The sequence below is a fragment of the Spirosoma pollinicola genome (assembly GCF_002831565.1).
Classification (GTDB): Bacteria; Bacteroidota; Bacteroidia; order Cytophagales; family Spirosomataceae; genus Spirosoma; species Spirosoma pollinicola.
On the sequence record NZ_CP025096.1, the window covers coordinates 5,946,019 to 5,961,048 of the forward strand.

7 protein-coding genes and 2 pseudogenes are annotated in these 15,030 nt (G+C 47.7%); 8 read left to right on the plus strand and 1 reads right to left on the minus strand.

Annotation, left to right across the window (positions count from 1 at the left end; all coding sequences use genetic code 11):
- Nucleotides 1–258 precede the first annotated feature (258 nt).
- The 4 genes from CWM47_RS25005 (at nt 259) to CWM47_RS25020 (ending at nt 7,224) form a co-directional block, all read left to right on the plus strand.
- Nucleotides 259–831: an RNA polymerase sigma factor gene (locus tag CWM47_RS25005; RefSeq protein ID WP_100991002.1), complete on the plus strand. Its 573-nt coding sequence runs from the start codon at nt 259–261 to the stop codon at nt 829–831.
- 55 nt (nt 832–886) lie between these two features.
- Nucleotides 887–1,990: a FecR family protein gene (locus CWM47_RS25010; RefSeq protein WP_100991004.1), complete on the plus strand. Its 1,104-nt coding sequence runs from the start codon at nt 887–889 to the stop codon at nt 1,988–1,990.
- A 270-nt stretch (nt 1,991–2,260) separates the two neighbouring features.
- Nucleotides 2,261–5,485 (plus strand): SusC/RagA family TonB-linked outer membrane protein, encoded by a 3,225-nt coding sequence (locus tag CWM47_RS25015; RefSeq protein ID WP_240625463.1) that lies wholly within the window; start codon nt 2,261–2,263, stop codon nt 5,483–5,485.
- A gap of 11 nt (nt 5,486–5,496) precedes the next feature.
- Entirely contained in the window at nt 5,497–7,224 is a 1,728-nt protein-coding gene (locus CWM47_RS25020; protein WP_100991008.1) for a RagB/SusD family nutrient uptake outer membrane protein, read from the plus strand.
- 43 nt (nt 7,225–7,267) lie between these two features.
- Here the strand turns inward: CWM47_RS25020 and CWM47_RS38320 are convergent.
- A pseudogene (locus CWM47_RS38320) lies at nt 7,268–7,555 on the minus strand (transposase); the annotation flags it as partial.
- A 16-nt stretch (nt 7,556–7,571) separates the two neighbouring features.
- On the opposite strand from CWM47_RS38320, the pseudogene CWM47_RS38325 reads away from it, so the two are divergent.
- From CWM47_RS38325 to CWM47_RS25040, 4 genes and pseudogenes are all read left to right on the plus strand, one after another.
- Nucleotides 7,572–7,859, plus strand: a pseudogene (locus tag CWM47_RS38325) (transposase); the annotation flags it as partial.
- Nucleotides 7,860–8,303: 444 nt separating this feature from the next.
- Complete coding sequence (locus tag CWM47_RS25030; protein ID WP_100991012.1) at nt 8,304–10,505, plus strand: GEVED domain-containing protein; 2,202 nt, start codon at nt 8,304–8,306, stop codon at nt 10,503–10,505.
- Nucleotides 10,506–11,037: 532 nt separating this feature from the next.
- Nucleotides 11,038–13,404: a glycosyltransferase family 4 protein gene (locus CWM47_RS25035; protein WP_100991013.1), complete on the plus strand. Its 2,367-nt coding sequence runs from the start codon at nt 11,038–11,040 to the stop codon at nt 13,402–13,404.
- Between the two features lie 133 nt (nt 13,405–13,537).
- Nucleotides 13,538–15,028: a glycoside hydrolase family 130 protein gene (locus CWM47_RS25040; protein ID WP_100991015.1), complete on the plus strand. Its 1,491-nt coding sequence runs from the start codon at nt 13,538–13,540 to the stop codon at nt 15,026–15,028.
- The last annotated feature ends 2 nt before the right edge of the window (nt 15,029–15,030 follow it).

The window sequence follows — 15,030 nt, forward strand, 5'->3', positions numbered from 1 at the left end:
CATGGAAGGAGGTCAACGTACTCACAGGCACTTTGCCCTGGTTCAACGCTCGACGTAATTTATGTCCGCTAAAACGTGCCGAATCCATCGGTGGCCGAACCACTTTCGAAGGTGAGTTTTTGACACTGCTGATTATTCTGTTCAACATCAGCATGATCCTTATTGATCTTTTTGTTGTTTCTACAGCATAATTTGTCTCGTACAGGACTCAGCTACTTAACATAGCTGAGAGAATAATTAATTGCTTAGAAACGTCAGGTGAACGAACAGCAGCTTTGGGCCGCTTTCCAATCGGGAAATGAAGAGGCTTATACACAACTATATCAACTGCACATCCGGGCCATGTACCGCTATGGTATGAGCCTGGTGGCTGCGTCAGAAGCATTTGTGCTGGACTGCGTACATGACGTTTTTACGGAATTATGGGCGAAACGAAACCGGCTGGCAATTCCCGATAACATCCGCCACTATCTGCTTAAATCGCTTAAAAATCGAATTATGCATCTGCTCGAACGGAAAGAGCGGTTTACTAAATCGTTAGACGAAACGGATTATGACGCCCTCTGGACCGAACCTGACGAATTGGAAATACTCGAAGAGCTTGAGATGGCCACTACTCGCCAGCAACGACTTCAGCGGCTCATTGCCCAACTTCCGCCCCGCCAGCAAGAAGCCCTGAAACTGCGTTTCGTTGAAAACATGAATTATAACCAGATAGGCGAAGTACTAGATGTTAACCAGCAATCAGCCAAAAACCTGGTTTTTCGAGCTGTTGAAAAGCTTCGTGGCTGGATTATTCTCCCCTTTTTAACTTTTTCCATCTTTTTTTAGGATTTAGTGAGTACGTTTTTAGTAATGTGTCATCTACTGACAAATGCAGTAGCCAGTGGAGCACGATTACGAGAACTTTTTAACTGCCGATTTTTTAACGGACGATGTCTTCGTCACACATCAGCTTGAGCCTACGCCCCAATCAACTCAGTTCTGGGATGGCTGGCTGGCGAAACACCCGCAACAACAGAACGAGTACCAGCAGGCTACCGATGTAGTAGCTGCCATTCGGCTGGGCCTGACTGCATATGCGCAAACGGAAATACCGGAAGAGACGGTTCGGCAACTGCTGATGAGGATACAACTGACGAACGCTCAGGTTCGGCTAGTTGACAGTGCCCCTCGCTCGTGGGGCTGGATGCGGTGGGCGGCTGCGGCTACTATTTTTCTGACGCTGGGCATCGGTATATGGTGGCAAACCACGCAGCATACATCGCTTTACGAACAGCAGCTGGCAACGCTGCCGGATACGTTTTCCGAAAAAATAAATGCTACCCGGCAAACTCAAACCATTCGCCTGCCCGATCAATCGGTCGTTTCGCTGGCACCTGAGAGTCGGATTAGCTATTCAACCATTTTCGGTCAGCAAAATCGGATTGTTTATTTGTCCGGTGAAGCGACGTTTAGTGTAACCAGAAATAGTGGAAAGCCTTTTCTGGTACATGCCAACGAAGTGGTTACGAAAGTGGTGGGAACGAGATTTACTGTGCGGGCATTTGCCCGGGAAAACCGGGTTCAGGTTCAGGTTCAATCTGGTCAGGTATCGGTCTACCGTGATGAACCGATGACCACATCTGTCAGGCAAAAAGGGGTCATGCTGCTGCCCAACCAGCAGGTTGTATTTAACCGCGAAACTGACCAGTTTGATAAAATGCTGGTCGATGGCCCCAATATTATCTCTGGCCCAAGCCGTCAAAAGAAATCCCCTTCATTTGTGTATAACGATACGCCTATTCCTCAGGTATTGCAGGAGTTGAAAGAGGCCTATGGAATTGATATTCGCTACGACAAAGAAGCGCTGGCCAATTGCCAGTTGAACTCGTCAATGGCTACCGAATCGTTTATGCAAAAACTGACCATCATTTGTGCCACCGTAGGAGCAACGTACGAGATCATTGATGGGCAGGTTATTATCAATGGAGGAAATTGTCAGCCATAATCCTTATTCCTCGAATGGCTATTCTCCTTATAAGTTAACTCCTCTAATTTATCCGCGTATGAAGTAATCCTGCTTGTTTTTACTCCGACTGGAGAGGGCCATTGACCCAATATTATCCCTTTTGTTCTATGGATTTAGGTACATAAAAAGGGGGCTTTTACCCAATTCGTTTACTCGACCAAATTAATTAACAAAATGAAAATTGTAAATTCTTACCTACTGAGGTTGATGCAACTGACTGGCCTGCATCTCCTCATAGCCGTGCTTTTCATGAGCGTTTCATGGGCCCGCGATGTTACAGCCCAGGAGTTGCTCAACCGGCGAATAAGTCTAACTATACAGGATCAGAATATTAAGACCGTATTGCACAGCATCGAAAAAGCGGCCAATGTTAAATTTTCTTATAGCCCGCAAATTGTTCGCTCCAGACAGCTCGTCTCGATGAGGGTGCAGAATAGTACGTTAAAAGAGGTGTTGGAGAAGCTGCTCATTCCATTAAAAGTAGATTTTAGTATCTCTGGTGAGCAAATTATTCTGGCCCGTACCGTCGAATCGCCTGTCAATATTCAGGTTGGCGAAGCCATCGACGGCAATGAAGCGCCTGCGGAGCGGACAGTAACTGGCGTTGTTTCGGACGAAAAAGGAGAAGGCTTGCCAGGGGTCAGTGTTGTGATCAAAGGGTCATCACGCGGGTCGGTGACTGATGCGTCAGGAACCTATCGCTTGGTCATTCCCGATGGGCCGCAAATACTGGTTTTCAGTTTTGTGGGGTACACATCGCAGGAGGTGGCAGTGAGCAATCAAACGACGCTGTCAATTCAGTTGAAACCCGATGTAAAATCCATCAATGAGGTGGTCGTTGTAGGCTACGGTTCACTCAGCCGTAAGGAAGTAACCAGCGCTGTCACTCACTTGTCGTCATCGGATTTACTTCGGGTCGGCAGTAATAGCCCGTTGATGGCAATCCAGGGAAAAGTAGCGGGTTTATCCGTGACCAATACTGCCGCAGGTGACCCAAATTCAACGCCCAGTATTCAGCTCCGTGGGGTTTCGTCGAGAAGCGCCGGACTGGGACCTTTATTTGTCATCAATGGGATACCAGGGGGCAATCTGGATAACATCAATCAGAATGAAATAGAATCCATTGATGTCCTGAAGGGCGGGGCAGCTTCTGCTATTTACGGCACACGGGGCAGTAACGGGGTTATTGTTATCACGACAAAGAAAGGAACGTCGGAGTCCCGCATATTCTACGACGGCTACAGCTCTTTTGATTTTATTGCCAATAAGCTGTCGGTACTGTCCAAAGACGAATTTTTAGCAAACAAACGTGGGGTCGATCTGGGCAGTAATACCGACTGGATGAAAGCGGTGAGCCGCAATCCGGCTTTCTCGCAGAAGCATACGCTGCAATTTTCGGGCGGAAATGGGCAAACCAATTATTTTACCTCGGTGGATTACCGAAATGCTACGGGTATCGACTTACGATCCAGCAAGCAGGAATATGGTGGTCGGGTAAACATTAACCATACTTCAGCCAATAATTTGTATGCCATCACCTTCAGCGCGGCTCCCCGTTACACGAAGACAAATCTGGCCGATTACAGTGGCTTCAATTATGCATTGACGCTCAATCCAACGCAGTCGGTTTATGACAATTCGGATCGGTATGCGTACATAACCAGTGGTTTTTTTGCCAACAACCCGGTAGAACGGGCCAAAAATGTTTTATCGGGACAGGAAGTAAAATACCTGGATCTCAATGGCTCATTTAAACTGAATATACTTCAGAACCTGTCCACACAGGTCAACCTGGGGGAGGTAAGTTCTTCTTTCCGGAATGAGGATTTCACCCCATCTACCTTATCAACGGTAGTCAATGGCTCGAAACGAAGCACCGCATCCCAGAGACTGGACGAGAATGACCAGAAAAGCTTTGAGTGGATAGGCAACTATGCGCTGGAAGTTCAGAAGCACTCGTTGAAGCTGCTGGCAGGGTATTCATACCAGTACTTTACATCATCTGGTTTTAATGCGGGTAACGAAAATTTCCCCTCCGATGTATTGACGTACAATAACCTGGGTGCGGGACTCTGGAACTTACAGCAAGGCATTAATAATGTAGGCTCCTACCGTAATAACTCTAAACTGGCGGCTTTTTTCGGGCGGGTGAATTACGACTATGACCAAAAGTATTACCTGTCGGCCAGTTTACGTCGGGAGGGCTCATCGAAGTTTGGCTACGCGAACAAATGGGGTAATTTTCCGGCGGCTTCGGTGGGCTGGCGCATCACCCAGGAAAAATTTGCGCAGGGCCTTCCCTGGCTAAACGAACTGAAACTGCGTGCCGATTATGGAGTAACAGGCAACCAGGACTTCGGGAATTACCTTTCGCTGGATACGTATGGCGGCTATGGGTACTATCTGTATAACAATACATCGTATCAGGTCTGGGGACCCAGTCAGAACACTAACTACGATCTGCGCTGGGAAAAAGCCATCAACTTCAACGTAGGTGTTGACTTTGATCTTTTCAAGAACAGCCGGTTAACAGGTAGCCTGAACTACTATGTGCGCACCAACAAAGATTTGCTGGGTAATTATTCGGTGTCTAACCCACCCAACGTGCAAGGGACAACCTTTGCCAACGTGGGCACCATGCAGAATTCCGGGCTAGAAATTCAGTTGAATGCGGGGGTAATTAACAACAAGGATTTCAGTTATAATCTAACTTTCGCCGGAGCCACGAACAATAACAAGTTCGTGTCATTCTCCAGTGAAGCTTACCAGGGGCAAACCTATATTGATGTAGTGGGTATGCCCGCTCCGGGTAGCCCCGGTAACGCGCAACGTTTGCAGGAAAATACGCGAATCGGCAGTTTTTATATGCTCAAGTCGGCTGGCGTCGATGAAACCGGCGCCTTACTGGTCTACAACAAGAGTGGAGATGTTATCCAGGCCAACAAAGCGACCAACGACGATAAACAGTTTGTAGGGAATGGCCTGCCCAAATTCACGGCAGGTCTGACTAATAATTTCAAGTACCGCAAGTGGGATTTAAGCGTATTCCTGCGGGGCACGTTTGGCTATAAGGTTTTTAACACCTATGCCTTTTACCTGGGCACCCCGGCCACTCAGCAGAATGTCAATACGCTTACCTCTGCATACGACGGAGGTAAGTATTCAAAGCTGACCAGTGCTTCTACGTATTCCTCCCTGTCGAATTACTTTCTGGAGCCGGGTAGCTTCGTTAAAATAGATAATGTGACCCTGAGTTATACGCAGCCGTTTACGAGCAAATTTCTTCGCTCGGCGCGTATCTATGCGACAACCCGAAACCTGGCAACCTTCACCAAGTTCACCGGGGGTGATCCGGATTTAATTCAGGTGAATGGGCTGTATCCAGGTGTAAACACGAATAGTGATAATAACGGGACACTGAATTATTTCCCATCAACTACCCAACTCTTGCTGGGCCTTCAGGTCACCTTCTAATTACTCAACTTATGAAACGATATCATTTTTTTAATTCCATACGCACTATATCTGTCTCTTTATTGCTCGTTATGGCTGCTGGCTGTACGAATTTAGATGAGGTGCTTTCTGACCGGATTACGTCCGGAAACTTTCTCCAGACCAAGGATGATGTCATTCGGGATTTTCTTCGGCCGTTCGAACACAGCTACTGGACCATTCAGGGAGGAGCGACCTTTATGCTTCAGGAAGATAGCTCGGATGAGCTGATGACCCCAAACCGGCAGGGCGACTGGTTTGATGGCGGGCAGTTTCAGCGTGTTCATAACCACACCTGGACGCCAAACGACGGATATACCAATGATGCCTGGAATGCGCTGTACGGCGGTGTTACGCTGGCAACCAACACGCTGGAGGATTTGCAGGGCATAACGGACCCCACTAGATTTGACATGACACAGGCAGAACTGGATGACATGATTGCCGAAGTCCGGACCCTGCGCGCCTGGCTCAACCTGCGGCTGCTGGATTTTTACCGCAACATTGTCCTGGTAACGAAAGTGAAAGGCGAAACGCAGGGTGGCCCTCAGGCATCTCCTCAGGAAGCATTTAGTTTTATTGAACAGGAACTGAAAGAATCACTGCCCAAATTGCCAACCCGGCAAAGTTTGGGGGCCAACGCCATTGGGCGCTGGACACAGGGCGGAGCGGCAGCCCTGCTGGTACGGTTATACCTGAACGCGAAGGTGTATACCGGAACCGACCATTTCGCGGATTGCGCCACGGTATGTACCGATATGCTGGCCGGTAAATATGGACAGTACGCACTGGAAACCCGCTGGGACGCGCCTTTCGATTACACCAATCCGACCTCGGCCGAAACGGTCTTCGGCTTTCCCGGTAGTTTTGGCCTTACTCACTGGCAGTATGATGGGGGTATGTATTTCTGGATGCTGCCGGTCAATGCGCCGTTTTATTTCGGGTTTACTGATTTTGGTACGGCCAACCCGAAATATGCCCTCCAGCCGGGGCGGGACGTCGATAGCACAGAGTATAGCTTTGCATTGGGAAAACCCTATCTGAAGTTTCGTAAATATCCGGATGATGTTCGCCTGAAGACATACAAAAATCTGGGCAATAGTAAACGGGAGGGTATGTTTTTACAGGGCTATCTGCCTTACATTAACGCAAGCGGAAAAACCGATACGGTGCGATCGACGAAAGGGCCTTATCCATTATTTTTCCGCGATCAGGTGGGGATGTTCCTGGCGGCTAAGCCCGGTACCAAGATTGCCGATAAAACCTCGAATATGAACAATGCCGATCAGAATTCTGGTCTTACACCGGTCAAGTATCCCTATTACCCCAGCGATGATCTAAATAAAATCTCGTCGGCATATGCTGAAATTCGATTTGCTGAGATTTATTACTCACTGGCCGAGTGCAAATATCGGGCGGGCGATAAAGCAGGAGCAGCTGTATTGCTGAATACCGTTCGGGCCAGAAATTATCCGGCGGGTTCACCAAGTCTGTATAAGCCTGATGGCAGCCAATTAACCGATCAGGAAATGCTTGACGAATGGGGGCGGGAATTCCTGGTGGAATCTCGTCGGCGTACTGACCTGATTCGCTGGGGTGTATTTAATTCAGGAACCTGGTGGGATAAGCAGCCGGATGCTGATAATCACACCGCTATTTTTCCCATCGGTCAAAATGTACTTAACGTCTCTCCGCAGCTAAAGCAAAACCCTGGTTATTAAATTGCTGTATTGTTTCTTTTTAAATGCCTCTTACTAACTGATGTTACGCCAACTCCATTGTTGGCTTTTGGCTAAGTTGATTTTTCAGGCTGTTTAATTCGGCAAAAGCCGCTTGCATGGCTTTGAGATATAACCGCCCTTTCAAGGCAAAGTGATTGGTGGCAGATCTCAGCCGCAAACGCTCTAACTTGACGTAGGCGCAGATACTGGCAAACAGATGGTTAGCTTGAGTACGGTGGGTGCGCGTAGGAGATTTCTCCAGCGACGCATTCTGTTTGAGTGATTTGTGGTACTCCTCGATGCCCCACCGTTTTTGGTAAGTTGTCAGGAGTCTAGCTAGCTAGCAACTCCTGACAACTTACCAAAAACGGTGGGGCATCGAGGAGTACCACAAATCACTCAAACAGAATGCGTCGCTGGAGAAATCTCCTACGCGCACCCACCGTACTCAAGCTAACCATCTGTTTGCCAGTATCTGCGCCTACGTCAAGTTAGAGCGTTTGCGGCTGAGATCTGCCACCAATCACTTTGCCTTGAAAGGGCGGTTATATCTCAAAGCCATGCAAGCGGCTTTTGCCGAATTAAACAGCCTGAAAAATCAACTTAGCCAAAAGCCAACAATGGAGTTGGCGTAACATCAGTAACTAAGAATATGTTATGAAAATTAACTTAGAAAGTGCTCAATGTGAATTGAGTAGAGATTGTTAGCGAAATTCAATTACTCCAAGCCAATGACTTGTGGACTATTTCATCCGCTTCCACTACACTAAGTGATGATACCTCCATCAGCACCCTGATAGTGTCCATTTGAGTAAAGCCCATCCGTTTGAGTTCTGCAATGCACACCTCAGTACTCCCGTTTTGCTGGTACACTTTCTTAAATAAAGCTATTGCTTCTTCCATTGAGTATGTAGGGAATACCGTATGCTACTGATTGAGTTGGACAGATATTAAAATCACCGTAAGAGACCCTCGTATTGCACATTTCCGTACCTCACTTTCTTGTAAGGGTACCAGCGTAACTTGACTGAATAATGCGTTAGTATCTTAAATTTCCCAAACCAATCAGGTCACCATCTATGCCTCCTCTCTACTCAAAAAAAACTGGTTATGTAAGTGCCAGATTTCTCTCTTTGCTCATCTATTTAGTGTTCGCTACACCACCAGCAGCTGTAATAGGTCAATTGATTAACAAGCCGGCCTATCAGTGTGCTACAGCAAATCTATCGCCAGCCTTACGAAGCGTCCTTGAAGCCGAAGCGGTGCAGGCGCTACGCTTAAAAAAAGCTTCCGGAGCCGCATTTACTGCAATTACCTATGTACCAATCAGACCACACATTCTACGCAAAACCGACGGTACTGGTGGCTACACGATGGCCAGTCTCAATAATGTGATGGCACTAACCAACAAATACTACCTTCAGAATGGAAATGGTATTCAGTTCTATTTCTCGGGGACAACACCAGATTATATAAACAACGATGCGCAATACAACAGTTTCAGTGACGAAACAGCTGTAGCACAGGGGCGTGATGCGACAAATGCTATGAATCAGTATTATGTCAATTCTTTTGCCTCAGGCGCGGGTGGTTATGCCTACTATCCAGCCAATGTCTTATACTCTACCCGCTCCTTTATCCTGAATGAATCCGGGGATGAAGACGATATGGGAAATCGGTTAATACCTCATGAACTAGGCCATAATTTCAACCTCGTCCATACATTTGGGCAAGTGCCCGGTAATGGGAGCTTGGGATCGGGCACGACATTAGAATTAGTAACTCGGGGTACGGGTGCAAATTGCACGACAGAAGGCGACTATCTCTGCGACACGCCTGCTGATCCGTACAACATATCGGGGGCCAATCTGGCTTTTGTAAACGGTTGCCCCCAATATGATCCAGCCAGCACAGCACGTGATGCAAATGGGTTGCCGTATACACCCTCTGTAACAAACATCATGTCGTACTATTTCCCCTGCACACATGATTTTACTGCGGGGCAGTACGACAGGATGCAGGCTGGTCTGGCATTACGCCAAAGCCATACAGCCTATACACTCAATGCGCCGGAAACCATCATGACGGCACCCTCGAATTTGGTAGCCAGCATACTTAACGGCGGTATTGTAATTACCTGGCAGGATAATGCCAGTAATGAAATGGGGTACTTCATTGAACGCTCTACCTCCCCAACAACGGGTTTTATGCCCATAGGCGGTGTCGCCCCGAACATCACTACGTTTACCGACAGATCGTTTGCCTCCCGAACTACATATTACTATCGTATCAAGGGGTCAAATACAACATCGGGCAGCAATAGTTCAACGGTAAGCATACTGACTCCAGATTGTTTCCTTACTTTTTTGAATGATGGCTGTTCCTATGCGATCAATATAACTGGGGTAACTGTTAATAACACAACCTTAAGCCAGAACTCAGGCTGTTCACCCACGAGTAGTGGTTATTATACGTCGTTTACAGCCGTAAGTGGTACCGTAACCGCGGGACAATCGGCAACCTTTACTGCTACTAAAGGGACGTTCAATAACATGGGCGGCACTGTTTGGATTGACCTGAACAATAATGGTGTTTTTGAAACCAGCGAACGTTTATATCAAATGCCTGACATCAATAAGGCAAGTACGTTCTCGGGTAGTCTGGCTATTCCGTCCAGTATTACAGCTACTACTGTAGCAATGCGCGTTGTCGCAGCTTACTTAACTGTTCCTGCCGACCCTTGTGGGAGCTATGGATATGGCGAAACCGAGGACTACGTTCTAATTGTCAGGCCCGCCTGTGTGGCACCCATTGCCAGCCTGAGCGGCACTACCACCACGCTCACCGCCGGGCAGGTCACCACTCTAACGGCCAGTCTGACGGGTGCGGCTCCCTTTTCGCTAACGGTGAACGCCAGCAGTGGTTCGCCCCTGAGCTTTACGGGTATTGCGGCCTCGCCATTTAGTTTCACCGTGGCTCCCGTGGTGAGCACCACCTACACGCTGGGGCGGGTTTCTATTGGATGCAGTAGTGGAACGGTTAGCGGCACGGCCATCGTGACGGTCAATCCCTGTACAGCAATGTACACGCTAAAAGAAGGTGACTGGAATGACCCCACGGTCTGGTCCTGTAACCACATCCCTACTCAAACGGAGCTGGTTCAGATAGGCCATACCATAACTATTCCATCCAGTTATTTAGCCAGAGCGTTAAACGTCGGGTATACTGACGGTGGGAAAGTCGTGATAAATTCTACTGCTGCGTTGCGACTGGGACCGTAGTTGTTTCTCTTCAAAAATGGAGCTTTTAGCGCCCTGATAAAGTGGTATAATGTAACAGGGCTTACTTATAAGAACGAATTCACCAAACAAAGACTAAAAGGGGAACACAGATTGAACAGATTTCTGCGGATAAAACCCAGCACCGTCAGTTTTATCCGTAAAATTCGTTCAGTCCGTGTTCCATTTCTTTTTATAAGAAAACCCTATATAATGTAATTAACTGTATTACTAAATTGGCGCTTTGCGAATAGAAGTATAACCCGTCGTCAATACAAAAGAGCAAGAAGGAAAGTTAGTTATATACCTATAAATGAACCCTGTTAATACCTGTTTTCGGATAGGAAATTGGCAGGGTTTTTTGTGAACTATAGGGAGAAATAAAGGTTTAGTTGGATAATTATTTGTCAGCCTCTGCAAAGGCGTACTAAGAGCGCTAAAATCCTTAACTGGACCAAACAAAAGCGTCTATTAGTTGATTACACTTATAGACAATGTAGTATCTGTTCATTCTTTATTTTCCAATTCAACTATTATGACAACTCATACGACTCGACCCGGCATGACATATTCCCGGAATTCTGACCTGTCAGAAACGGACGTATCGATGTGGGGGCATAATCCTAAAAACGTAGCGTTCATTGGCGACTATCTTCCTCGCCAATGCGGAATTGCTACCTTCACTTCCGACCTCTACCTGTCGTACAATTCCTTCATTTCCAATTCGAGAGCGCTGGTCGTATCTGTCAATGATACGCCCGACGGATATGATTACCCTGCCGAGGTGCGCTATGATTTCTACCAGCATGATCATAATGCGTATCGGAAAGCAGCCGAATTCTTGAATTCAAAGGATGTCGACGTTGTTTGCCTACAGCACGAATACGGTATCTATGGAGGTCCGGCAGGTAACTACATACTTACGTTATTGCGCAACCTCACGATGCCTATCGTGACGACCTTTCACACGATTCTGAAAGACCCCAACGAAGATCAGTTGCTGGTGCTGAAAAGCATTGCTGACCTGTCCTCTCGGGTGGTGTGTATGTCAGAAAAAGGCCGGGATTTTTTGATTAACATCTATGAAATACCTGCCGAAAAAATAGACCTTATTCCGCACGGTATTCCCGATATGCCTTTTGTCGACCCACATTTTTTCAAGGACAAATTTGGCATGGAAGGAAAACAAACGTTGCTGACGTTTGGCCTTCTTTCTCCCAATAAAGGCATCGAAAATGTGATTCGGGCGTTACCCCGTATTGTTGAGCAATACCCGAATGTGGTATATATGGTGCTGGGAGCTACTCACCCAAATTTATTGAAACACGAGGGTGAAGCGTATCGCGACAGTCTTAAAAAATTAGCCCGTGATTGTGGCGTTCGTGACAATGTCCGATTCTATAATCAATTCGTGGAGCTGGATGGGTTGCTCGAATACCTGGGTGCGGCCGATATTTATGTTACGCCCTATTTAAACCCGGCTCAGATAACCTCGGGTACCTTATCCTATGCCTTTGGTTGTGGCAAAGCCGTAGTGTCTACGCCGTACTGGCACGCCGAAGAGTTATTAGCCGATGGCCGGGGTGTGCTAGTGCCTTTCGGTGATTCGGAAGCCATTGCTACCGAAATTATCGATCTGCTCAGCGACGAATCGAAGCGACATCAGATGCGTAAGAAAGCCTATTTGATGGGGCGTGAAATGATTTGGGAGCGGGCTATCAATGCCTATGCCAACTCATTTGCCCACGCCCGTCAGGAGCGCATGAACACGTTTAACAATCAGGCTATTTATGCCGTAGGAGCGCATAGCAGTCTGGCATTTAAACTGCCTGTTCTTCGGCTCGATCATCTGTTTCGCCTGACCGATTCGACCGGCATTATCCAGCACGCCCGCCATCATTTGCCTTTTTACGATGAAGGCTACTGCACTGATGATAACGCCCGTGCATTAATCCTGGCTCTCACGATTCAGAACACGGGGTTGGGCGATCAAAAGCTGGCTAAAGCCGCCGATAATTATTGCGCCTTTATCAACCACGCCTATACCGAAGACCACCGTCGTTTCCGTAACTTCATGAGTTACGACCGCCGGTGGCTCGAAGAATTCGGCTCCGATGATAGCACAGGCCGCACCATCTGGGCATTGGGCACCTGTATTGGCCGCTCGTCTGACCGCAATACCGTTACATGGGCCATGAGCCTGTTCGAAAAAGTGTTGCCTACGGTAGCATCGATGTCATCTCCCCGTTCCTGGGCGTTTTCCTTGCTGGGTATATACGAGTACCAGAAGAAGTTTAACGACGATCGGCTGGCGAAAACAATCGAACGGCAGTTGCTTGATAAGCTGGTATTCCGCTATACCGAGACCGCCACTGAGGATTGGCCCTGGTTCGAGAATACACTGTCATACGATAATGCCGTGCTGGCTCACGTGTTGATTCGTTCTGGAGACAAGCAACTGGTTGATATGGGGTTGAATTCTTTGCGTTGGCTCATCGATTTACAAACTGCTTCTCATGGGCATTTTCAGCCTATTGGGTCTAATGGTTTCTACACAAAAGGGCAGCCACGTGCCTATTTTGACCAGCAGCCGCTCGAAGCTCAGAGTACCTTGTCGGCGTGTCTGGCGGCTTTCGAAGTTACAGGAGAGGCAGACTGGCATCGAACAGCTATTCGTATTTTTAAATGGTTTACTGGTTATAATGACCTGGGATTACCCCTCTACGACCAGCAAACGGGCGGGTGCCGGGATGGATTGCATATTGATCGGGTGAACCAGAATCAGGGGGCTGAGTCGTCATTGTCCTATTTGCTGGCATTAGCTGAATTATATACCACCCAAAAGCAACAGCCTGACGCCAAGTCTGTTAACGTGGCTATGCCCGCCATGATGAATGGGTAATGTTAAATAAGGATAATAAGTTAGTGAGTGATCAAGTTGTAAAAGAGTAAGTGACGTGTGAAACAGTGTTTACCATCTATACACTCCTGACTTATTACCTTCCATTTGATCATTTACTAACGTATTAATCCTGATGAGTATAAAAGCCATTCGCACTGGCATCGTTCTTCGGCCAGACCCAACCCGCGTGTTGTTTCGCGCTTTCGATTTAGGCAGCACCACACGAACCCTTAAAATTGTAGCTCGCGTGGGGAGCATGACCGACGAAGAGGCCGAGCAAAAACTCGATGAAGTTATCCGGGAGTTTGGAGGCCGCCATTACAAACTCGAACGTTTCCTGTTAAATCGATTTGAGCAGATAAAGCCCCATTTGTTGACCGATGAACCGCTCACCGAAGATCGGAAGCTGTTGTTGGGTGCGTATTTCACTATGGAATACTCGCTCGAATCGGCGGCTTTGTTCAATCCGTCGATGATCTGGCACCCCGATCAGACCAATGTGCCGCCCGGCTACAAACGTTTCATTTTGAGTTTGCGGGCAACAGGGGAGGGGCACATTTCGTCTATCTCTTTTCGGATGGGATATATTGACGAAAGCGGAAAAATCGTTCTCCGGCAACCGTCGCGTTATGTGACATCGCCCGAAATTGTACCCAATCACCGGTTCAATCGTGCGATGTTTGAGCGCAAACTGTATGAACTTCGTTTGGAAAACAGCATTCAGGAAAAAATGATGGTTGGGCTTGGCGACGAGTTCAGCCTGTCGGAACTGGAAGCGCAGATCAAACGCGTATCAGCACAGTTTCGGTACAATGCCGAGTATGAAACCATTGCGAGCGGATTGCTGGCGCTGGCGAAATCAAACTACGAAATTCACTTTGAAGACGACCAGAGTTTAGATGAACGATGCATTTTTCCGACATCGCCCAATGAAACGAACGGGATTGAAGATGCCCGTTTTGTGCAGTTTACCGACGACGATGGGACAATCACGTTTTATGCTACTTATACCGCCTATAACGGTCGCGTAACGTTCCCGCAACTGCTGGAAACGAAAGACTTTACCCATTTTAGTGTAAGCACACTGAACGGGGCCGAAGTATCCAACAAAGGCATGGCTCTGTTCCCGCGCAAGATTGGCGGAAAATACGCCATGATCTCCCGTCAGGATGGTGAGAATATCTACCTGATGTATTCCGACGATCTGTATTTCTGGCAAACAAAGGAATTGATTCTTAAGCCTACCTACAATTGGGAATATGTGCAATTGGGCAACTGCGGGTCACCTATCGAAACTGAAGCCGGGTGGCTGGTGCTGAGTCACGGCGTTGGGCCAATGCGGAAATACGCCATTGGCGCCTTTCTTCTAGACCTCAACGATCCATCTAAAGTGATAGGCCGAACCAGCGAACCCATTTTAAGCCCTGACGAGAACGAACGCGAAGGCTACGTGCCCAATGTAGTTTATAGTTGCGGAGGACTTATTAATAATGGCGAACTGATTATTCCATACGCTATGGCCGACTACGCCAGCAGTTTCGCCACCGTGAACGTCGCCGAACTTCTAACTGAACTAACAGGGCAAAGTAAAACAGAGTCGGTAACGGCGGAAGTTGCGAATTGATT

Coding starts and splice junctions, on each gene's coding strand:
- CWM47_RS25015 (WP_240625463.1), top strand. CDS start 2,261: ATGAGCGTTTCATGGGCCCGCGATGTTACAGCCCAGGAGTTGCTCAAC.
- CWM47_RS25020 (WP_100991008.1), top strand. CDS start 5,497: ATGAAACGATATCATTTTTTTAATTCCATACGCACTATATCTGTCTCT.
- CWM47_RS25030 (WP_100991012.1), top strand. CDS start 8,304: ATGCCTCCTCTCTACTCAAAAAAAACTGGTTATGTAAGTGCCAGATTT.
- CWM47_RS25035 (WP_100991013.1), top strand. CDS start 11,038: ATGACAACTCATACGACTCGACCCGGCATGACATATTCCCGGAATTCT.
- CWM47_RS25040 (WP_100991015.1), top strand. CDS start 13,538: ATGAGTATAAAAGCCATTCGCACTGGCATCGTTCTTCGGCCAGACCCA.